This window comes from Necropsobacter massiliensis (genome assembly GCF_000827595.2).
Classification (GTDB): Bacteria; Pseudomonadota; Gammaproteobacteria; order Enterobacterales; family Pasteurellaceae; genus Necropsobacter; species Necropsobacter massiliensis.
In genome coordinates, this window is the sequence record NZ_LN776184.1 from 64,087 (window position 1) to 86,855 (window position 22,769).

The window sequence follows — 22,769 nt, forward strand, 5'->3', positions numbered from 1 at the left end:
AGGTCGCAATGCTCTGCCGCAAATCAATTCAAACCAATATTTAAGGTCATAACAATGTCACAACAACAAACCTCAGAACTTGATTTTCATGGTGAAATGGCAGTTCGCCGTGAAAAACTCACCGCGTTGCGCCAAAAAGGCAACGCGTTCCCGAACACATTCCGCCGCGATGCTTTAGCACAAGATCTGCATGCGCAGTATGACACTATCGACGGTGAAGCGCTGAAAGCACAGCAAATCGAAGTAAAAGTCGCCGGACGAATTATGACCCGTCGAGCCATGGGGAAGGCCACCTTTATTACCTTACAGGATATGAGTGGGCGCATTCAGCTTTACGTAGCGCGCGATAATCTGCCGGAGGGCGTGTATAAAGACGATGTGGGCAACTGGGATTTGGGCGATATCGTCGGTGTGAAAGGCACATTATTCAAAACCAAAACCAATGAACTGACCGTCAAGGTGCATGACGTGCAGCTGCTGACCAAAGCACTGCGTCCGCTGCCGGATAAATTCCACGGCTTAAGCGATCAGGAAACTCGTTACCGCCAGCGTTATTTGGATTTGATTTCCAACGAAGAATCCCGTCGCACCTTTATTATTCGTTCTAAAGTGATTGCTGGCATCCGCGACTATTTCATCAATAAAGGCTTTATCGAAGTGGAAACGCCGATGTTGCAAGTGATTCCCGGCGGCGCGGCGGCACGTCCGTTCGTCACTCACCATAATGCGCTGGATATTGATATGTATCTGCGTATCGCCCCTGAGCTTTATCTAAAACGGTTAGTGGTTGGCGGTTTTGAGCGGGTGTTTGAATTAAACCGCAATTTCCGTAACGAAGGGGTTTCCGTACGCCATAATCCGGAATTCACCATGATTGAATATTATCAGGCCTATGCCGATTATCATGATTTAATGGATAATACCGAAGAATTGCTGCGCAAACTGGCGCTGGATATTCTGGGCACGACGCTGGTGCCTTACGGCGAATACCAATTTGATTTCGGCAAACCGTTCGAGCGGATTACCATGCACGAAGCGGTGGTAAAATACGGCGCGGACCAAGGCATTGTGAAAGAAGATTTATACGATTTGGAACGGGCAAAAGCGCTCGCCGCCAAATTAGGCATTGAAGTACAGAAATCTTGGGGTTTGGGCAGTTTGGTCAACGCGATCTTTGAAGAAGTGGCGGAACATCACTTAATCCAACCGACATTTTTAACCGCACACCCGGCGGAAATTTCCCCGTTGGCACGCCGCAATGATGATAATCCAGAGGTGACTGATCGGTTCGAGCTGTTTATCGGCGGTCGTGAAATCGGCAACGGATTCTCCGAGTTAAACGATGCCGAAGATCAGGCTGAACGCTTTGATGCGCAGGTTGCCGCAAAAGAAGCCGGCGATGACGAAGCCATGTTCAAAGACGATGATTTTGTGACCGCACTTGAACACGGTTTACCGCCGACAGCCGGTGAAGGGCTGGGCATCGACCGTCTGGCAATGTTGTTTGCCAATGCGGCATCAATCCGCGATGTGATTTTATTCCCGGCGATGAAACACAAAGGTTAAAAATAAATAAGATCGGTATCCGGCGGATACCGATTTTTTATAAAAAACGTCGTAAAAAACGACCGCACTTTTTTGAATGATCGATAGACCTGCGACAATAACGCGATACAATATACGCACATTTCAATTTCACAGCTAATCGAAAGCCTACAATACAACTTCGCTACGATTTTCGATAATCAAATGCGAAATGAATGAGCCGCTCTCTTAAACAGGATTGATTATGCAGAATAAATTTGCCATTTATCTTGCCGCCGTCGGACATTTAGTTACCGATATGGCGCAAGGTGCACTGCCTGCCTTATTACCCTTGTTGATTAAAAATTACGGATTGAGTTACCAAGAAGCGGGGGGATTGATCTTTGCCAATACCGCGCTTGCCTCCGTCACGCAGCCTTTGTTCGGTTATCTAGCGGATAAACGTTCGATGCCTTGGCTGATTCCTCTGGGCATGTTGTTGTCAGGATGTTGTATTGCCGCCATGGGGTTCGTACATTCTTACCAAAACTTATTTATTTTCGCGATGATTGCCGGCATCGGTTCTGCCTTATTTCACCCGGAAGGGGCGCGGCTGGTTAATCGTATGTCAGGAAAACAAAAAGGCAAAGCGATGGGTATTTTTGCTGTAGGCGGTAATGCGGGTTTTGCGATAGGTCCAATGCTGGCTGGCTTGGCTTATATTTTTAACGAGCATACATTAAGTCTTTTCGCTTTGACAAACAGCCTCATCGCTCTCATTCTGTTTTTACAATTACCTAAATTAACCGGTGTTAAACACTCAAATAACAAAAAAGTGAACTTAGCCGCCGAGCTTAAAAACGACTGGCAAAGTTTCAGTAAATTATCGGTTATTATCTTTGTGCGCGCGACTAACTTTACGGTACTTAATGCGTTTATTCCTATTTACTGGATTAGCGTTCTGCACCAAAAAGAAACCGATGCCAACCTTGCGTTAACCTTATTCTTATCCGTCGGGGTGCTGATTACCTTCCTCGGCGGTTTGCTGTCCGACCGCTTAGGTTATGTACGCGTTATTCGTTATGCCTATGTAATTTTCCTCCCGACCATTTTTATTTTCACGCAAAGCGAAACGTTATGGCTTTCTTTGTTATTACTCATACCGCTCGGTTTAGGCGTATTCACACAATACAGCCCAATTGTAGTACTCGGACAAACTTATTTAGCCAAAAGTGTCGGTTTTGCCGCGGGAATTACGTTAGGTTTAGGCATCACCATGGGTGGGGTATTCTCACCAATTGTAGGTTGGCTTGCCGATCACTACGGAATTCAACTTGCGTTACAAACCTTATGCGTGTTGAGCCTATTCGGTTTGGCATTTTCGTATTGGCTTAAAAGCGGACAGGAGAAAAATAACAACGGCGCCCCGGCGGGCAAAAGTTCTGAAATTTCGACCGCACTTCAAGCGAAGTCTAATATCAAATGTGATGAAAAAACCGATTAAAATGTATACTGTCGCTGATTAGGAAAAACTATGCACGAAATGTCACTCGTTCAAAACATCATGGAAATTGTGGAAACCCAATGCCGTCATCATCAGGTGAAAAAAGTCACAGATATTTGGTTAGAAATTGGTCCGCTTTCCTGCGTGGAGCCGCAAGCCATTGAATTTTGCTTTGAGGTAAGCTGCAAAAACACCATAATGGAAAACTGCAAGATTCATTTCGTCCCCGTCCCTGCTCTCGCCTATTGCTGGCACTGTGAGCAGATGGTGGAAATTCAAAGTCACCAAGACGCCTGTCCGCAATGCGGCAGTATTCATTTGCAAAAACAAGGCGGAGACGATTTACGTATTAAAGAAATTGCAGTGAAATAAAAAACATGCGATTTTTTAACCGCACTTTTGCGATCTCATTCTCCTCCGATAATTAGAGGAGAACCCGAACGGTTCTCCGCTTTAGTTTTAGCGCTGGATCAAATAGCGTAATTTGGTGCCGTCCTGCTCCACGCTCAATAAAGTATATCCGTGATTTTTAGTATCAATCGGAATATTATTGATCGACTGTGCACAATCGCTCAGCAATTCAAGAATTTCGCCTTTTTGCAGTTGCGGCATGGTTTCCAGCATGACAATCGCTGGATAGGGGCAAGGCTCGCCCAAGGTGTCCAAGGTATAATCCGGAGTAATCTCTTTCGGATCTTTGTCTAGTTTTTGTATAACGGTAAATGCCATCGTCAGTTCTCCTATCAGTTAAGCCAAATTAATTGATGTGTTGGCTATTTTAGCCTTTGCTTTGGCTAAGAAACGCTTTTCCCACCACAGTACGGCAATTAAGCACACAATCAATAATCCATAATTCACCAGTAATCCGCCTACCGGACCGAATTCTTTCAGTAAATTCAGTTTGTCATAATCCAACGCCAGCACCGGCGCGATATCGTCCCACACATACGCCAGCAGCGTCGAACCCGCCACATTGCCGACACCAACCCACATAAAATGCACCTGCCCTTCCATCGAGCGATACATCCAACCAGTTTCGCAACCGCCGGCCAGCACGATGCCGAAACCGAACAGTAATCCGCCAATAATCGCATTCGGTCCCGCCCACATGATTTTTGCCGGAACGCCGAGTTGAATATAAGAAAAGACGCCGATAGTACCAGCGAGAATGCCGAAAATAATCGCTTTCGCCATATATGCCCGCCCGGTTACCCATAAATCGCGGAAGGCGGAGGTAAAACAAATCTGCGCTCGTTCAATCAGTAAACCGAATGCCAAACCGCATAACATAGCAAAGCCCAATTTGACAGAAGACTGCATCACATACAGCGAGGCAATAAAATACGCGAAGAACACCAGCATACCGAGACGAAACCGGCGGGCAGCTCGTTTCGGATCGGTTTCTTGTAGCTTTGCCGCGCCTTTTTTCAGTTGTAATTTGACCCGAAACATCGGCAGCAAGGTAAATTTCACCCCGAAATAAGTACCGATTGCCGTGGCGATAGTAAAAAACCAGGCGTGTACGGAAAACTGCGGAATACCAGTAAACAACGACGCCAGATTACAGCCCATGGCCAGACGCGCACCGAACCCCGCCAGCGCACCGCCAACCAACGCTTGCAAAATGCGACGTTTATGCGGCTGATTGCGCCACTTGAGATTATTCGCCCATAACGCCGCCGAAATACAGCCGGCAAACATGCCTAAAATCATCACGCCATCAATACGGGTAAATACCGTACCGTCCATGCCGATAATTTTGTAATAGCTCCATTGCGTGACATCCACGCCCAAGGCTTGCAGCGCATGACCGCCCCAACGGGTAAATTCGCCGGTCACTGCCCAGTAAGTGCCGGTAACACCGAAATAATAAGCGGAAATCAGCCCTGCGGCGATCACCGCCACGACAGGATTCCAATATTTAATCAGATAATTTTGTTTAAACTGTTGCCAAATCTCTAACATAAGTTCTTAAATCCTAAGAAAAGTTAACGATTTGCAAGAAAGGTATATGATGAAAAAACTGAAATTGAGTCACACAACCAATTTGATTTGATCATTTCCTATACACAAGACTTGCGATATATCAATGAATGCGGTGAGGCAAAGGGATTATAACCAAATTTGCGCGTCGGGCAAATAATTGAACAGAAAAAAATCGGGCGAACCGTCAAGTTCGCCCGTAATACAACATCATCTTTATGGCATCAAGCCACAAGTGCGGTCTGTTTTAAACGCGTTTTTAACTTCGCGTATTCCGTCACCACATAACGTTCCGCCCAGTGCTGATCGTCAATTTTTTCGATGCGCACCGCGCTGTATTTGTATTCCGGCGTTCTGGAACCCGGATTCAAATGTTCGGCGGTCAGTTCGTTACATTTGCCGATCCACCACTGATAAGTCATATAGCAGGCGCCCTGGTTAGTACGGCTACTCACCTCAGCACGCGAAATCACTTTCCCGCGCGGCGACGCAATCCACACCAGATCGTTATTTTTAATGCCGAGTGCGGCGGCATCCTGATCGTTCATTTGTACGAATCCCGGTTCATCGGCAAGCGCCGCTAACGCGCGACAGTTGCCGGTCATAGAACGGCAGGAATAATGCCCTACTTCACGCACGGTAGAGAGAATCAACGGGAATTCTTCGCTGACCTCTTCCATCGGCGGCGCCCAATCGGTAGCAAAAAACTCAGCTTTGCCGTTCGGGCGATCAAATATCTGGCCTTTGTATAGATAACTGGTGCCCTGATCCTGCGGTCCCTCATCGGTACAAGGCCACTGAATATAGCCCAACCCGGCCATTTTTTCGTAGGTTGCGCCTTTATAAATCGGGCACAAGCCTCGCAGCTCATCCCAGATTTCCTGCGTGTTATTGTAGTGCATCGGGTAGCCCATGGCGGTGGCGATTTCGCTGATAATCACCCAGTCGTCTTTCACATCGCCGGTCGGTTCCACCGCTTTATAGAAACGTTGAAAACCGCGATCCGCCGCACTGTACACGCCCTCATGTTCGGCACAAGAGGTTGCCGGCAACAGCACATCGGCTTCCGCGGCGGTCTGAGTCATAAAAATGTCCTGCACAATCAGAAACTCCAGCTTTTCAAAAGCTTTCTTCACCGCATTTACATCGGGTTCGGTCTGCAAGGTATCCTCCCCCATAATATAAAACGCTTTGATTTTATCTTCCATAATCGCTTCCGGCACTTCACTAAGCGGCACGCCCGGTTTCGGATTTAATGCCGGCACACCCCATGCTTTAGCGAATTTTGCCATCGCCTGTTCATCATCCAAGCGCTGATAACCCGGCAATGTATTGAACAACGCGCCCATATCACAAGCGCCCTGCACATTATTCTGACCGCGCACCGGATTAACCCCCACGTTCGGTTTGCCCAGATTACCGGTCAACATGGCAAGACTTGCCAGCGCGCGCACGGTTTCCACTCCCTGGCGGAACTGACAAACACCCATGCCCCACAAAATTGTGGCGGTTTCCGCTTTCGCATAAGTGCGCGCAATTTCGCGCAGCATTGCCGGTTCAATGCCGGTGATATGTTGTGTGCTTTCCGGCGTATAGGCTTTCACCACCTCATAAAAGGCGTCGAAATTTTCCGTATGCTCATCAATAAAGGTTTGATCCTGAAGGTTTTCTTCTAAAATGACATGCATCATGGCATTTAAAAACGCCACGTTGCTGCCATTCGCAAGTGGGGCGTAAATATCCGCAATACGCGCGGTTTCTATTTTACGCGGATCACAGACAATCACTTTCGCGCCTTTTTGTTTGGCGTGGTTAATCCGTCTCGCCACAATAGGGTGTGATGTGGAGGCGTTATAACCAAAAATAAATACGCATTGAGTTTCTTCAATCTCAACAATGGAGTTGGACATTGCGCCGTTACCGACCGATTTGAGCAGACCTGCTACAGAAGGGCCGTGTCAGACACGTGCGCAACAGTCAACATTGTTATTGCCCAATACCGCACGGGCGAATTTTTGCATTACATAATTGACTTCATTGCCCGGCCCGCGCGATGAGCCAGTAACCATAATAGATTCGTTGCCGTATTTTTGCTTGATTTCCTGTAAACGCTTGGCGGTATAGGAAATCGCTTCCTCCCAGCTGACCGGCGTAAAGGCCTCACCCCGTTTATAGCGGATCATCGGCTGGGTTAAACGCGGCGTTAAAATTTTGGTGTCATGAACAAAGTCCCAGCCATAATAGCCTTTAAGACAGAGTTCGCCCTCGTTGGTTTTGCCGTTTGCACCTTCCGCCCCCACGATCTTGTTGTTTTCGACCAATAAATTGATCTTACAACCCGAGGCGCAATACGGACAGACAGTAATCACTTTTTTCATCATGTACGTCCTTAATGGTTAAGCTAATGCTCAGTTGTAATTTTATTTCTGAATTAAAATAATCGTTTATAGAACAATGTATTACCATTCAGATTTATTATTTTTACAACGCCGTAAGCGTTGCAAAATCCCCCTGATTTTGTAAAAAATCATAAATAAAATGCACCGCACTTTTCACCTTATCTGTCATCGGAAAAGCAAACGACACAATATCCGGCTGAATACCTAAAAAAATAACCTGTTCAATATCTTCTTCCAATTGTTCAATTAAAAAATTCAGCGGCAAATTGTGGGTGCTCATAAAAAACATCTCGGCAATCATCTCTTTATTGATAATTCGGATTTCACCCGGTGCCAGCCCCATATCCGCCGCATCCACGATCAACAGGCGCTTCGGTCTTAATTCACGCACGGTATGCACACTGTTTTCCGGAGCCGAACCACCATCAAGTGCGGTCCAATTTTCGATAGTTTTTTCCTGCATCAGGCGATACAGCAACGGCCCTGCGCCGTCATCGCCCATCATGACATTCCCCACTGCCAACATAAGATTTTCGTTATTCATCACGTCGTTTCACCATAATATACATCACCGGTTCTTTCTGAATTGCCGCCAGCGCTTGCATCAGAGTATCCGCCCATTGCCGGTGCAGCGGGTCAAAATGCGCTCGGTTGTCGTCAATCGCTTTTGCCAGTAGAGCCACATGGCTGCTGTCGATCACAATTTCGCCGAAACGCAGCAAACCTGTCAGCTTGCGTTTTGCCTCTCCTTCGGCAAAACTGTCCACAAACCGTCGGTATTCCGACTCATCGCACACCAGCAGCTTTTTAAAGCAATCAATCACCCCGACGTGGTGTCCGATTGCCAGCGAGTAGTACATCACTTCCTGTGCCTGCGCCGGAATCTGTTCATCGTTTTCCACAAAACGTTGGTTTAATAAATAAAAAATAACCTGTGTCGTCATCATTTATCCTTATCCGGAAAACGGCATACTAATGGCGTGCAGCCGGTTTAGGATCTCACTGAGGCGCGGGTCCCCTTCGCGTTCCAAATATTCGCCCAAACGCACCCCGAACGGCACCTCGCTTTTTTCCGTCATCATAGACATAAAATGATCCGCCAGATCGCCGCCCTGCCGATACCCCGCCAGCCGGCGCGCCTCACGCTCCAGACAAACGCGTAAATCATAAGGAATCGTCGGAAAACGCAGCTGTGCCTGTGCGTTCGGATCGGCTTTTTCCTGTTTGCCTTTTAATTTCTGATCCAGCAGCCCCAGCGCCATAGCGAACCCGTAAATGGTCGCTGCTGGGGTTGGTGGACAGCCCGGAATATACACATCGACCGGCACAATCTGATCACTACCGCCCCACACGCAATACAGATCATGAAAAATACCGCCACCGCAACCACAGGCACCATAAGAAATACAGATTTTCGGATCAGGTGCTGCCTGATAAGCGCGCATCGCCGGAGTGCGCATGGCACGGGTCACCGCACCGGTAAACAGCAAAATATCTGCATGACGTGGCGATGCCACTACTTTGATACCGAAACGCTCGGCATCAAATGTTGGCGTAATGGTACTGAAAATTTCGATTTCACAGCCGTTGCAACCACCGCAGTCTACGCGATACACATAAGCGGAGCGCCGAATGTCTTTCAACAGCGTTTGTTTCATTTTCGCCAATTGCTCATCCACGCTAAACGGTGTGGAAATACCGTTTACCGGCATCGGAATCTGTGTGTTCATTTCATCCCTCCCTGCTGCTTAAACATGGCCAGTTTCAGGCGCATATGCGCTTCCATATCCGCGGTTTTTTCCAAACTGTTATGCCGTTTGCAATCCGGACAGGTATGCAATACCACCAGTTTTTGTGCAACCGATTCAGGGTTATCCGCATTTTGTTTCATCAGCTCAACGGTATAATTGAGTTCTTTGTAAGAAGTGAAAGGCTTACCGCACTGCTGGCAGTTCACCGTAGCAAAGGTGGTTTCCTGATACAAATCCTGTTTATTGCGCACCGACAGCTCAAAATCCTGACTGAGGCGAATAGCTTTAGTCGGGCACACTTCTTCGCAACGACCGCAGAAAATACAACGTCCCAAAAACAACGACCATGTACGCTCGCCGTTTTGTGCATCGGTGCGCATTGTCAGTGCATTGGCCGGACAAGCAAGGGTACAGGCACCACATACAATACATTGTGCGGCGTTCAGTTCCGGTTTACCGCGAAAATTTGGATCGACCGCATAAGGTTTAAAGGGATATTTGGTTGTGGCATCGCCCGTTTTAAATACCGTTTTAAGTAACTTAAACATCATCACTCTCCCTATTTCAGCGGTGAATTTTTGCGTTCGACGGCGTAACGTTCGATTTCTTTATATTCGACGGTTTTAGCTTGCCGTTTACGCACATCCACCACCGTAACGCGGTCGGTACAGGAATAACATGGATCCACACTGCCGATAATCAGCGGTGCATCCGATACCGTATTGCCGCGCAACATATAACGCAGTACCGGCCAGTTGGCATACGTCGCCGCCCGACAACGCCAGCGATACAGTTTCTGATTGTCACCCAACATCGACCAATGCACATCTTCACCGCGCGGTGCTTCGGTAATACCTAAGGCGAAACGCCCCGGTTTATAAGTAAAGCCTTCCGCCAGCAAGTCGCCGTTCGGTAAGTTATCCACCATATATTCAATAATATTAATACTTTCAAACAATTCTTGAATCCGCACGGAAAGGCGTGACATCACATCACAGTTATCGCCGGTAAAAATCTTAAAGGGAACCTCACCGTAACCGGAAAACGGATGAATTTTGCGCACATCGCGGGCAAAGCCACTACCACGAACCATAGGACCAACCGGACTATAATCGCGAGCAATCTGTTTTTCCAACCGACCGATGTTCACCGTGCGCTGTTCAATATTCGGCGTATTCAGCAAAATATCCACCAGTTCTTTAGCGCCGTCTCGAATAGCATGAATCAGCGTAATACATTCCTGCCGCTGACGTTTGAGCATATCGCGCCGTACACCGCCGATAAGGTTAATACCATAGGTTTTACGCGCACCGGTCAATACTTCCGCCAATGTCATGGATTTTTCCCGTACGCGGAAAAACTGCATAAACCCGGTATCAAAGCCGACAAAATGGCTAGACAGCCCGATATTCAGCAAATGACTGTGTAGCCGTTCCACTTCCAGCAAAATAGCTCGAATCCATTGCGCGCGCGGCGGTACCACCAACCCAAGGGCATTTTCCACCGAATTGGCATAAGCGACGCTGTGGGTAAAACCACAAATGCCGCAAACCCGATCTGCCAGAAAAGTCACTTCGTCGTAACCCATGCGGGTTTCCGCCAGTTTTTCCATGCCGCGATGCACATAAAACAGACGGTAATCCGCATCAATAATATCTTCACCGTCCACAAACAGGCGAAAATGTCCCGGTTCGTCGGAAGTAATATGTAACGGTCCGATCGGCACAATTCGCGCCTCGCCTTTTTCGTTAATGAATTCATAGGTTTCGGTCGCCGTGGTCGGATCGGGGCGCAACCGATAATCCATGGCATCTTTGCGCAGCGGATGCAAATCATCCGGCCAGTCATCGGGTAAGACCAAACGTCGCTGATCCGGCAGCCCGACGGCTTTTAAACCGTACATATCAAACAATTCCCGTTCTCCCCACACTGCGGCGGGCACTTTCGGCGTTACCGACGGAAATTCTAACGAAACGGGATCCACCAACGCCTTAATAGTGATGAATGTTTTTACCACCCCTTCCATAGACAGCACGTAATACACTGCATAACTGCCGTGTATCGCCCGTTCATCATTGCCGAATACCAATGGCAACCAGCCTTCGTGAGTATAATAAAGATAGCTGACAACATCAGGCAACATATTGGTTTTTATGGTTAAAGTGACCTGATTCGGCGTTGACCATGCTTCATCCAGCACCGTATCCGGAAATGTTGCTCTCACCGCCGCAAGATAATTTTTGCCGAGCATGCTACTCGGATCAATCGTTGTATTTTTGCTTAATTCCATTTTTATTCCCCCGCACTACTGACCGAAACGCTGCCAAGGCAGAATCAACATATCACCGAAAGCCACACTTTCCTGTCCCAGAATAATGCCTACCGCATTTTTCAATAATTGCAGGAGCGGCTCAGCGAGATATAAGCCCATCATTAATAGCAACAATAAATAAACTGCCATAACCACCAAAGAGGTTTTATCGGTTTCACCTGCTTCAACCCCTTCCGTCGGTTGCCCCAACACTGTTTTCAGCAGCATGGTCGTCAATCCTGCCAATGCGATGGTTAAGAAAATCAGGCAAAGCACCGCCAACCAAACATTGCCGGTGTAAATACCTGCCACGATAATGGCAAACTCACTGGCAAACATCCCGAAAGGCGGCACGCCACCTAAAGCCAACGCCCCACCAGCAAATAATACGGCGGTGAGCGGTGCCACCTTCCACATACCGCGCACATAACGCAGATCCCGCGATCGGTATTTCAGTAAAATATTGCCCGAGGCACAAAACAATAGGGCTTTAGCGAGGCTATGCGTAATCGTGTGCAGCAGCCCGGCAAACATTCCGATAGGACCGCCCAACCCAAAAGCGAAGCTGATCAACCCCATATTTTCTATACTGTGGTAAGCCAGTTTGCGTTTAATATCATGCTGCATAATGATGAAAAATGATGCGATACCGGTCGATAACAATCCGAACACCAATAACAAAGTTTGCGGATAGTCCGGTCCGACCGCTTTTGACACTAAAATATAATAGCGCAGCACCACCAACATCGCGCAGTTCAGCAACACGGCGGATAAAATGGCACTCACCGGGCTTGGCGCTTCACTGTGAGCATCCGGCAGCCAAGTATGCATCGGAAATAGACCGCACTTGGTGCCGAATCCGATTAAAATAAACACAAACGCCAGGTGCATTAAAGTCGGATTCAATCCGCCGGCTTGTTGATTAATGGCAGACCAGAAAATCGCTTGCGTCGGATCACTGAGCAGACTGTTAGCATCGGAGAAGGTCAGAATCGTACCGTATAGCCCGAACGCCACCCCGACAGAACAGATAATGATATATTTCCACGCTGCCTCCAGCGAGCTGCGGTGCTTATAAGTCCCCACCAAAAATGCCGAGCTTAGCGTCGTCGCCTCAATACCTACCCACATTAAAATCAGATTGTTGGTCGTCACCGACACCAGCATGGTAAAGAAAAACAGATGCAAAAATCCGTAATAACGGGCATAGCCTTGCCCGTCGATATGCCCTTGCGCCGCTTCGGTATTGATATAACCGATAGAATACGTGCCTGCCAGCACACCAACGATACCGATCAAACCGATAAAAATCGCCGCCAGACTGTCGATATAAATCCACTCACCTAACGCTGTTAACGCACCATACGCTAGTACACCGGCGATGACTTTCAGACTGAAAAGAAACATTAATACAAGCCCGGTAATATGAAGTGCGGTACAAAATTTACGATTTTCTATGTTGGCTGCAATAAAACAGGCGATAGAAACACATAACGGCGCGATTAATAACCCGTAGATCCATCCTAATTCAAGCATCATCTCACCCCTTTAATTCCATCAGTTGTTTCGCATCCAGCGTATTGATTTTGCGGTAAATTTTATTCACCAACAGCAGCATAATCAGCACGGTGAACAAAGCGTCCGTGGCAATCCCGATTTCCACCAGCTCCGGCGCTTTATTCGCCAGCAGCGCCAAGGTTAAATGCGAGCCATTTTCCATTAAGCAGTAACCGAACACCTGCTTAAGAATATTGCGCTGACTGACGATACACAGCAAGCCGAGTAAAAAATGGCTGAGCGAAACCGACAGCACCGGTTTTAAATGCGCCGATAGCGGCAGTTCAATCGGTACGACCAACCAATAACACAGCACTACAATCAGCGCGACAATAGGCAACAGCCATGCGCGGTTCATCCCCCGCGGCGTGGTACTCTCGTCTAATTTTTTAGTGGCGTAAAATAACAGCGCCGGCACTAATAGCACCTTAGTGATAAACGCGCCAATCGACCACATATACAGTTCATGCGCCTGCATTTCATGCGCCAGACACACAAACAGCAGCACCAATACAAAAGATTGCAGTGCATAAAAGCCGGCGGACTTGTGCGCCGTTTTCGCGCCAATCACGCACAACGATGTCAGAATCAGCAAACCTGCTAATGTATTGATTATCAACATAATTCCCCCTTAACTCAGCCACCATGCGGCAATCACACTGGACAATACCGACATGATCATCAACGTTATCAGCACAATTCGCATAGAAAACGGCAATGGCTGTGCGTTTATCACATCTTCCGACGGTGCGCCAATTACACATTGCCCGAATTTGTACAACAGCCAAACAAAGGTCGCGATACTTTCAAGCAGCGCGATAACCATCAGCACGGTGATCCATGTATATTCACCGCCCAACTGAAAACCCGCTGCAAACAGTGGAAATTTACTGAAAAATCCGTTAAACGGCGGCACCCCAGCAATCGCCAATGCAGCGATCCCAAATCCGGCTCCCACCAACGGCAGAGTGCGCATAATCCCACGCAAGCGCGGCATTATGCGGCTGCCGGTGGCATAACTTAACGAACCGGCGACCAGAAAAAACAGACTTTTCGCAAAAGCATGGTTAAAAATATAGGCGATGGCAGCGATAAAAGCGAGCTTGGAACCCAATGCGGCTAACGACAGCCCGATAAAAATATAAGCAAGCTGAGTAATGGTGGAATATGCCAGCAGGCGTTTCAAATCGGTCTGCGGCAAATACATTAAAAATCCGTAAATTAAGGTGATCATCGCCATGAACATACCGACTTCACCGACGATATGCGGAATGTCACCGGCGGACATCACGGCACGGGCAAAAATATACACGCCGACTTTAACCATTGAGGCGGCATGCAAATAGGCACTCACCGGAGTCGGCGCTTCCATCGCGTTCGGCAGCCAGATTTGCATCGGCAGCTGCGCCGATTTGCCCCAAGCGGCAAACATTACTCCAAACAGCACGATTGTTTTTGTGCTAGGCTCAAGCTGCGCCAACGCATTGAGGGAAAAAGTGCCGGACCGACTGAATAAAAACGCGGCGGCAAGATATAAACCGATAGCGCCAACATGGGTAATAATTAACGCCTTCATGGCAGAAGCCATCGCTTTCGGGGTCTGATAATAACTAATCAACGCCCAAGAACAGGCACCGGTAATTTCAAAAAACAACAGCTGCCCCACTAATGTGGAAGACAGCACCAAACCTGCCATGGCGCCGACGAAAACCAGCAACAGCGCATAAAAGCGCGGCAGCCCATTATGCGGATGTTCGCGGTTTTTGTCGGTTAAATAACCGCAGGAATACAGAATAATCAAAAAACCGAGCGCAACCACTGCAAAACAGATCAAGGTACTGACGGCATCCAGTGTAATACCAAAAATCACGGTTTGCCCAAATGCAACCAGATCATAGGTAATGGCTTGCCGACCATAGGCATACCATTGCTGCGCCAGCAAAAGACTGAATAAACTGGTAAGTGCGGCGATAATCGTCGCCATTTTCGCAAAACTTTTCTTATTCGCCCCCACCAGCACGGCGCCAGCAAAAGGTAAAATGATTGTAATTAGAGCTAAAGATTCCATTTTTCCCCCTTACAATCCGGTCAAATAAAACACAAACGCCAGCACCGAAATGCCAAAGCCAACCACGGTAAAACGCCCGGTCAGCATAAATCGAGTACGTGCTAAACTGTTTTCGACAACACAGGCGAGCACATAGGCAACGGTCAGTTTGACAAAGAAGAAAACTATGCCGAAAATCACCGCACTTACGCTCATCTCCCGTGCAGCGCCGAAGGGCAACAGCACGCTAACTAAAATCGCTGCAACTACCATTGATTTCAAACTCAGACCGAGTTTAATCAATGCCAGCCCCGGACCGGAATATTCCGTCAGCGGTCCTTCCTGCAATTCTTGTTCGGCTTCCGCCAGATCAAAGGGAATTTTGCCCATTTCGATAAATACCGCAAACGCGCAGGCAATCAGCGCTAGCATAGTCGCCACCGGCAATGCCCAGCGCTGGGTCGCCAGTGCGGTACTGATAACACCGAAATTGGTAGAACCGACAATCAGCGCAATCACTAACAATGCCAACATTAACACCGGTTCCACCAACACTCCTAGCGTCACTTCGCGGCTGGCGCCCAAGGCTGAAAACGTACTGTTGTTGTCTAAACCAGCAATGGAAAAAAAGAAACGGAACAGTGCGAACAAATAAATTGCCGTAATTAAATCTCCGCCGGCACCGAACGGCGAAGTCAGAGTAAACAGTGGCAGGCTCATCGCAACTGCTAGCACCGAACTGATAAGCACATAAGGCATGAGCTTAGACACCACACCTGCGTTATCCGGCAAAATATTCTGCCGCTTCATTAATTTGGCAATATCACGATAATCCTGTAACAACCCTGCGCCACGACGGGACTGCATCCGGGCGCGGATCAGACGCGAAAGACCGGAAAACAGCGGCGCCAGCAGCAATAATAGCAACGCTTGCAACACCGCCAGTAGGAACATAGTGCCGTTGGTAGCGATTTCTGAAGGTAATGTCATCATCGTTCTCTCCTTACACTATCGCCGTAGTGAATAGCAGTATCACCAATGCAATCACGAAATATACGCAGTAAATGCGGAAATCGCCCCCCTGTAGCCATTGCAGCTTCTGTGCCAGTCGTGGAATACAATGTGCAATCGGCATAGTGACTTTTTCTTCCCAAACCGGTTCTAGTTTGCTCGCACCATGAATTGCAGCGTTTATCCCTTTCTGTCCGAGCGGAGCAGGATCCATCGTACGTCGAATGGTATAAAGCGGTTTAAATATCGTACGCAACGGTCGGGTGAAACTACTTGCAGAGGCCGACATATCCGCTTCATAAGCATAACCGCACGCCCACGGATTACCTTTCGCCCGAGCGGCAGGGCGAGCTTTTTTGGTCAGCGCATAATAGCCCAACGGCAGCAAGAAAAACGCAACCAGCATTATTGTCAGCAACGGCATGGAAAGTGCGGTATAAGGTCGGTCGGAAGAGACCAAAATGCCCTGTTCCGCCAGCGGGAATGATTGGCTATGGGAAAGTGCGGTCGCAATTTGCGCAATAATTGGTGTAATTACCGAGGCGCCGACGCCCAGCAACACACAACACAGCGCCAACAATGCCATACTCGCCAGCATCGGTTTCGGCACCTCACGCGCCTGCGCGGCTTTCTCGCTGCGCGGCATACCGCCAAAACTGATACCATATACTTTGACGAAACATAATGCCGCCAAGGCGCCGGTTAATGCCAGCATAATGATCGCAATCGGACCGACCAATTTAAGCGCGATATGCGATTCCAAACTCAAACTGAACAAAGATTGGTAAGTAAACCATTCGCTCACGAACCCGTTAAACGGTGGTAAGGCAGAAATCGCCATGGTGCCGATCAGAAAACAGAATGCAGTATAAGGCATTAATTTGCCTAGACCGCCCATTAAATCCATATCCTTGGTATGCAGACGATACATTACCGAACCCGCGCCGAGAAATAACAGTCCTTTAAATACCGCATGATTTAATAAATGATATAAACCGCCGAGCAAACCGACCACCGCCAGCACAGGCTGTTTAATCGCTATGCCGATCATACCGACACCAACGCCCAGCATAATAATGCCGACATTTTCTACCGTGTGATAAGCCAACAGGCGTTTAATATCATGTTCAGCAAGCGCATACAGTACGCCTAGCACAGAAGACACCGCGCCGAAGCCCAACACAATCACGCCGAACCATAAACTTGTTGCACCTAGTAAATCAATACCGACTTTGATGATCCCGAAAATACCGATTTTCACCATCACCCCCGACATTAAAGCAGAGGCATGAGACGGCGCTGCCGGGTGAGCTTGCGGCAGCCAGCCGTGTAGCGGAATCATGCCAGCTTTGGCGCCGAAACCTAGAAATGCCAGTATAAACACAGTAAAGGCAAGCGGTTCGGATAGCACGGTGTGACGAAACGCCTCAAACTCAAAACTGCCGGCATAGCAATAGAAAATAAAAAAGGCGATCATAATCAAAACGGAACCGGCATGAGCGATGAAGAAATATAACAATCCCGCATTCACCGCATTGTCATCCTGTTCGGTCAGCACCAGAAAATAGGACGCCAGCGACATCATTTCAAAAAATACCAGAAAATAAAACGCATTATCGCAGACCACCAAAGCAATCATAGAAGCGATAAAAAGGTTCATAAAAAAGCCCATGCAGCCAGCGCCTTTGCCCTTGTATTCCTGCACATAAGAGAAAGAATACAGTGCAGTAACGATCACCAGCAGTGAAATCACGCACACCATAAAGGCGGCGAGTCCGTCTATACGGAAAGTAAATCGGGCAAAGTCGAAAGGTGTTTGGAATACCTCAATGACGGGGTTGCTGCTCATTAACACGGGGGCGCAGGCAATGATGCCCAATGCTCCACCAATGATACCGGTCACGCCGGCTATATTGATTGAAAGTTGCTCGTTTCGGCTGACACAGAGCGAAACGAACGCACCGGCGAGATAAATCAACAAGGCAGCGATGAGTACAGATATCGGATAACTCATAATTCACTCCATTGATTAAAACGAGATAATTTATTTTGCAATCGCAGGCGATGCGGTCATTGCCTGTTCCCGTTTCGTTTTATTGGCTTGTGTCATACTTTCGTCGCTGATTAAAAACAGCGTTTTAGTCGGACAAGTCTGCACGCAGGCCGGACCGTCCGCGCGGAAATAGCACAGATCGCATTTCACTGCAACGGCACGCACGCCCGGCTGCCACGCCAGCATATTATGTAGATCGGTATTATCCGGCGCAGTGCGAATATCACGGGCGACGGCATCCTGAAAAGAAAAATGTTCGTAATAAACCGGCATATCCAGCGGCGAACTGCCGTGCTGGGTAATAGCGCCGAAAGGACAGGCAATGGCACACAGCTTACAGCCGATACACAGACTTTCATTGAGCTGAATGGTTTGATTTTTATGCGTAATCGCATGTACCGGGCACACCGTGGCACAGGGCGCATCATCGCAGTGACGACACAAAATCGGCACCGTAATATCCTCATTGCGCATCACTTCCAAGCGCGGATGCGCCTGTAGCCCGAAGGCTTTATGTACTTCACTGCAAGCCGCCATACAGGTATTGCAGCCGATACACCCTTGCGGATCACCGATCACAAAACGGTTCATACTCTCCCCCTTAAACAAAATAGATACTTGTTATAATAACCACTCAGTTTATAAGGATACTCCTGTCAAAAATTAAAGCTCAAGAAAGAATATTGAAAATTTTGATTCAGATCATAAAGATTTTCACGATTAGTAAAAAATCCCCAGATGAATGTAAAACAATATAATTTCATGCTAAAACAATTAGTTAAAATTTAATAAAATGTTATCGACGAACCAGTTTAAATATCGCTGCAAAAATTTATATGATAAAATCACCGCCCGACAGCAGGCTATCGCACAGCAATAGCAAACGAAAAATTCTCATTTCAATCCCAACTAAGGATAAATTATGTGTTTAGGTATTCCGGGGCAAATCGTTCAGGTGGCGGACAGCGCATTGCAGCTTGCCGTAGTGGATGTGTGCGGGGTAAAACGAGAGGTTAATATTACATTAATCTGCCAGGAGGATCCGCAAGCCCTGCTCGGTAAATGGGTGCTGGTGCATGTCGGCTTTGCCATGACAATCATTGATGAAGAAGAAGCCAAACAGACTCAGCAAGCCTTAATCGCCATGAGTCAACTGGAACACGAAGTGGGTGATTTCCTCGGTTTAAACCAACAATAACGGAACGGTTTATGCAAGGGATTGAATTACGCATTAAAGGTAAAGTACAGGGTGTGGGGTTCCGTCCTTTCGTCTGGCGGCTAGCCAACCAATATGGGCTGACAGGCGATGTCAATAACGACGGTCAAGGGGTGCTGATTCGCTTTTCTAGCCCCGCCCCCGAGGCAGTGCAACAGTTTTTATCCGCGCTACAACGCGAACTTCCGCCACTGGCACGAATTACCGAAATCATCCGCCACGAAAGGGACTGGTCGCAAGTTCCCGACAACGCGTTTGTCATTCGGGAAAGCGAACAAACTCAAATGGATACTCAAATTATTCCCGACGCCGCCACCTGTCCGCATTGTCTGGCGGATTTATTCGACCCGAACAATCGCCGCTATCATTATCCTTTCACCAACTGTACCCATTGCGGACCGCGCTTTACTATTATCAAAGCCATTCCCTACGACCGAAAAAACACCGCCATGGCGGATTTTCCGCTTTGTCCGCAATGCGAAAAAGAATATCAAGATCCCGCCGACCGCCGTTTTCATGCCCAGCCCAATGCCTGTCCGGTTTGCGGTCCGCATATTTGGCTACAGGATCAACGGCACATACTTGCCGAGCGCGAAACAGCGTTAAAACAGACCGCACTTTTACTCCAGCAAGGCAGCATTATCGCGCTCAAAGGGCTGGGTGGTTTTCACCTGGCTTGCGACGCCACCAATCCGAATGCGGTACGTCTGTTGCGTGCGCGCAAACATCGCCCGAGCAAACCGCTGGCGGTCATGGTGCCGGATTTAAATGTGCTGTCAGCCCTAAGCCCGCAAGAAATCACCCTGTTAACCGGCACCGCCGCGCCAATTTTGCTGCTCGATAAACGTAAAGTGCCACCGCTTGCCGACGAAATCGCACCGCACTTGCAGGAAATCGGTGTTATGCTGCCGAGCAATCCGCTGCAACACCTTATTTTGCGCGCCGTTAACCGCCCTTTGGTGATGACTTCCGCCAATCCGAGCGGTCAACCGCCGGTGCTGGATAATCAAAGTGCGGTGGAAAATCTGGCGGATTTAGCGGATTTTTACCTTTGTCACAACCGTGACATTTTACAGCGCGCCGACGACAGCCTATTGCGCGTCGCCTTTGATGGCGTGGAAACCTTGCGCCGCGCCCGCGGTTATGTGCCGGACGAAACCCCGCTGACCCTACCGAACTGCGCAAACGTACTGGCGCTAGGCTCAGATCTGAAAAATACCTTCTGCCTGCTACGCGGCGATCATGCAGTGGTCAGCCAACATATCGGCGATACCGCCAATGAAAAAGTGCGGTCACAATTACGCGAGAATCTGAGCTTATTTCAGCAGATTTATCAGTTTAAACCGCAACGGATTGCCGTGGATGCGCACCCGGGTTATGTTTCCTCCGCCATCGGCAAACGGCTCGCCGAGCAACAATACATTATGGCGGTCGAAATATTACATCATCACGCCCATATCGTCAGCGTCATGGCAGAACATCATTGCGATGAAAACGTTATCGGATTGGCATTGGACGGCATCGGCATGGGCGAAAATGGGCAGCTTTGGGGCGGCGAATGTTTATTGGTGAATTACCGTCATTGTCACTATTTGGGCGGCTTGCCCGCCGTTGCATTGCCCGGCGCTGATCTGGCGGCAACACAGCCTTGGCGCAACTGGCTTGCCCATTTGCAGCACTTTGTCACCGACTGGCAATCCATCATCGCACAAAGCTGTGCCGATTATGATTGGCAATTATTAAGCCGTGCCATTGTACGCGGCATTAACTGCCCGCCGATTTCCTCCGCTGCTCGCCTCTTCGACGCCATTGCCTACGGCTTAGGCATTGCGCCGCCGACAATTTCTTGGGAAGGTGAAGCCGCCTGTCGATTGGAAGTGATCGCCGCGCAATCGCCGTTTGCCGAGCATCCGTCGCACGCGGTGACAATTCCGGTCCGCATGCCGTTGCGCGACAATAAGCTGGATCTCGCCTGCTTCTGGCACAGCTGGTTAAATTACCGCGCCGATACGGCAGACAAAGCCTTTGCCTTTCATTATGCGCTGGCGCAAGGCTTCGCCGAGCTGGCACGCCGTCAAGCGCAACGCCATCAATGCCGTACGGTGGTGTTATCCGGCGGCGTGATGCACAATCAGTTATTACGGCATTTATTAAAAGATAATTTGCAGGATTTTAACGTTCTCAGCGCTCACCAATTCCCGATGGGCGACGGCGGGCTGAGTCTGGGACAGGCGGTAATTGCGGCAAGCCGATAATAACGGCGATGATAATGCCAAGTTATGTGCAACCAAAGCACGAAAATATGCCGCGACAAGGCAGCGAGCGTTATGCTTGCAAGATGTATTCATTTAACCCGCGGAAATTTATCCTCCCAATATCAATTCCCGCGGTTTTTCGCTTAACAAATCCGCGGTAGCGGTTCGTTGGTGGGTAAATCCAGTAGCCGACTTTGTCCGAAAATCCCGACGGCGCGCACTTTGTTATCACCAGTGATCTCGCCGATAAGCGCAGCATTTTTTCCCAACGGATGACGACGAAGTGCGGTCAAAATTTCCATCGTTTTCGCTTGTTCGGCAATAATCACCAGCTTGCCCTCATTGGCAAAATTTAGCGCATCCAACCCGAGCAGTTCGCAAATTCCGCGGACTTCCTGCCGAATCGGCAAGGCGGTTTCGTCAATCTGCACGCCCAGCCGTTGCGCCTGCGCAAACTCATGCAGCACCGCATTGACGCCGCCACGGGTAGCATCGCGCACCGCTTTCACGCCGGAAATCGGACGCAATACATCAATCAGCGGGGTCAATACGGCACAATCGCTTTGCAGCGCCGTTTGAATGCCGAGTTTCTCGCGCAGATTCAGAATAGTCGCGCCGTGATCGCCCAAGGTGCCGCTGACAATCACCTGATCGCCGGCCTGAATGCGGTGTGCGCCCCAATCCAACCCGGTCGGGATCACCCCGATGCCAGCGGTATTGATGAAGATTTTATCCACCGCCCCTTTCTGCACGACTTTGGTATCTCCGGTGACGACCTGAATATTCGCCGCATGACATGTCTGCGCCATGGATTGAATCAGGCGTTGTAAATCGGCTAACGGCAAACCTTCCTCCAAAATAAACCCACAAGACAGGTATTTCGGCACAGCCCCGCACACCGCCACATCATTCGCGGTACCGCATACTGCCAGTTTGCCGATATCGCCGCCAGGGAAAAAAATCGGCTCGATGACAAAGCTGTCGGTAGAAAACGCCAGCTTTTCGCCGCACCGGGTCATCTCGCTCAGCGCAAGACGCGCTTGATCCTCGCCCTGCGCAAGAATTGGATTATTGAATGCCGCGACAAAATAGTCCCGAATCAGGGTTTGCATCGCCGCACCGCCATTGCCGTGCGCCATAGTAATAAAATCAGTCATG

20 protein-coding genes are annotated in these 22,769 nt (G+C 48.8%); 5 read left to right on the top strand and 15 right to left on the bottom strand.

The features are described from left to right. The first annotated feature begins 54 nt into the window (after positions 1-54). From lysS to hypA, 3 genes are all read left to right on the top strand, one after another. A complete protein-coding gene (gene lysS, locus BN3349_RS06655; RefSeq protein WP_040976572.1) occupies positions 55-1,566 on the top strand; it encodes a lysine--tRNA ligase in 1,512 nt (503 codons plus the stop codon). 223 nt (positions 1,567-1,789) lie between these two features. Beyond that, a complete protein-coding gene (locus tag BN3349_RS06660) occupies positions 1,790-3,028 on the top strand; it encodes an MFS transporter (RefSeq protein ID WP_082024888.1) in 1,239 nt (412 codons plus the stop codon). Between the two features lie 30 nt (positions 3,029-3,058). Next, positions 3,059-3,400, top strand: a complete 342-nt coding sequence (gene hypA / locus BN3349_RS06665) for a hydrogenase maturation nickel metallochaperone HypA (RefSeq protein ID WP_040976573.1) — start codon at positions 3,059-3,061, stop codon at positions 3,398-3,400. Positions 3,401-3,487: 87 nt separating this feature from the next. Here the strand turns inward: hypA and yedF are convergent, their stop codons facing one another. The 14 genes from yedF to BN3349_RS06735 all read right to left on the bottom strand — a co-directional run bounded on the left by yedF (position 3,488) and on the right by BN3349_RS06735 (position 18,731). Then, complete coding sequence (yedF, locus tag BN3349_RS06670; RefSeq protein WP_040976574.1) at positions 3,488-3,757, bottom strand: sulfurtransferase-like selenium metabolism protein YedF; 270 nt, start codon at positions 3,755-3,757, stop codon at positions 3,488-3,490. Between the two features lie 18 nt (positions 3,758-3,775). Continuing rightward, positions 3,776-4,993 (bottom strand): selenium metabolism membrane protein YedE/FdhT, encoded by a 1,218-nt coding sequence (gene yedE / locus BN3349_RS06675; protein ID WP_040976575.1) that lies wholly within the window; start codon positions 4,991-4,993, stop codon positions 3,776-3,778. A gap of 242 nt (positions 4,994-5,235) precedes the next feature. Next, positions 5,236-7,392: a formate dehydrogenase subunit alpha gene (gene fdhF / locus BN3349_RS06680; protein ID WP_503102587.1), complete on the bottom strand. Its 2,157-nt coding sequence runs from the start codon at positions 7,390-7,392 to the stop codon at positions 5,236-5,238. Between the two features lie 100 nt (positions 7,393-7,492). After that, positions 7,493-7,954: a hydrogenase maturation peptidase HycI gene (hycI, locus tag BN3349_RS06685; protein WP_032109720.1), complete on the bottom strand. Its 462-nt coding sequence runs from the start codon at positions 7,952-7,954 to the stop codon at positions 7,493-7,495. Next, entirely contained in the window at positions 7,947-8,354 is a 408-nt protein-coding gene (locus BN3349_RS06690) for a formate hydrogenlyase maturation HycH family protein (protein ID WP_040976577.1), read from the bottom strand. Before BN3349_RS06690 ends, hycI begins: the two co-directional genes overlap by 8 nt. 9 nt (positions 8,355-8,363) lie before the next feature. Then, positions 8,364-9,140: an NADH-quinone oxidoreductase subunit B family protein gene (locus BN3349_RS06695; RefSeq protein ID WP_040976578.1), complete on the bottom strand. Its 777-nt coding sequence runs from the start codon at positions 9,138-9,140 to the stop codon at positions 8,364-8,366. After that, positions 9,137-9,709: a formate hydrogenlyase complex iron-sulfur subunit gene (locus BN3349_RS06700; RefSeq protein ID WP_040976579.1), complete on the bottom strand. Its 573-nt coding sequence runs from the start codon at positions 9,707-9,709 to the stop codon at positions 9,137-9,139. The genes BN3349_RS06695 and BN3349_RS06700 overlap by 4 nt, the downstream gene beginning before the upstream one ends. 11 nt (positions 9,710-9,720) lie before the next feature. Next, complete coding sequence (locus BN3349_RS06705; protein ID WP_040976580.1) at positions 9,721-11,451, bottom strand: hydrogenase large subunit; 1,731 nt, start codon at positions 11,449-11,451, stop codon at positions 9,721-9,723. Between the two features lie 15 nt (positions 11,452-11,466). Then, complete coding sequence (locus tag BN3349_RS06710) at positions 11,467-13,008, bottom strand: hydrogenase 4 subunit F (RefSeq protein ID WP_040976648.1); 1,542 nt, start codon at positions 13,006-13,008, stop codon at positions 11,467-11,469. A gap of 4 nt (positions 13,009-13,012) precedes the next feature. Next, on the bottom strand, positions 13,013-13,651 hold the full coding sequence (gene hyfE / locus BN3349_RS06715; protein ID WP_040976581.1) for a hydrogenase 4 membrane subunit: 639 nt from the start codon (positions 13,649-13,651) through the stop codon (positions 13,013-13,015). A gap of 9 nt (positions 13,652-13,660) precedes the next feature. Next, positions 13,661-15,097 (bottom strand): hydrogenase 4 subunit D, encoded by a 1,437-nt coding sequence (locus tag BN3349_RS06720; RefSeq protein ID WP_040976582.1) that lies wholly within the window; start codon positions 15,095-15,097, stop codon positions 13,661-13,663. 9 nt (positions 15,098-15,106) lie between these two features. After that, entirely contained in the window at positions 15,107-16,069 is a 963-nt protein-coding gene (locus BN3349_RS06725; RefSeq protein WP_040976583.1) for a respiratory chain complex I subunit 1 family protein, read from the bottom strand. A 10-nt stretch (positions 16,070-16,079) separates the two neighbouring features. Then, positions 16,080-18,101 (bottom strand): hydrogenase 4 subunit B, encoded by a 2,022-nt coding sequence (gene hyfB, locus BN3349_RS06730; protein WP_040976584.1) that lies wholly within the window; start codon positions 18,099-18,101, stop codon positions 16,080-16,082. Positions 18,102-18,131: 30 nt separating this feature from the next. Beyond that, positions 18,132-18,731 (bottom strand): 4Fe-4S dicluster domain-containing protein, encoded by a 600-nt coding sequence (locus BN3349_RS06735; RefSeq protein WP_040976585.1) that lies wholly within the window; start codon positions 18,729-18,731, stop codon positions 18,132-18,134. A 331-nt stretch (positions 18,732-19,062) separates the two neighbouring features. Between BN3349_RS06735 and hybG the strand changes: the two genes are divergently transcribed. Together hybG and hypF are read left to right on the top strand one after the other, a co-directional pair. After that, the gene (hybG, locus tag BN3349_RS06740; RefSeq protein ID WP_040976586.1) at positions 19,063-19,338 is read left to right on the top strand and encodes a hydrogenase maturation factor HybG; all 276 of its coding nucleotides are present in this window, start codon (positions 19,063-19,065) and stop codon (positions 19,336-19,338) included. A gap of 11 nt (positions 19,339-19,349) precedes the next feature. Continuing rightward, positions 19,350-21,611 (top strand): carbamoyltransferase HypF, encoded by a 2,262-nt coding sequence (gene hypF / locus BN3349_RS06745; RefSeq protein ID WP_040976587.1) that lies wholly within the window; start codon positions 19,350-19,352, stop codon positions 21,609-21,611. A 143-nt stretch (positions 21,612-21,754) separates the two neighbouring features. Here the strand turns inward: hypF and hypE are convergent, their stop codons facing one another. After that, positions 21,755-22,768 (bottom strand): hydrogenase expression/formation protein HypE, encoded by a 1,014-nt coding sequence (hypE, locus tag BN3349_RS06750; protein WP_040976588.1) that lies wholly within the window; start codon positions 22,766-22,768, stop codon positions 21,755-21,757. Position 22,769 lies beyond the last annotated feature (1 nt).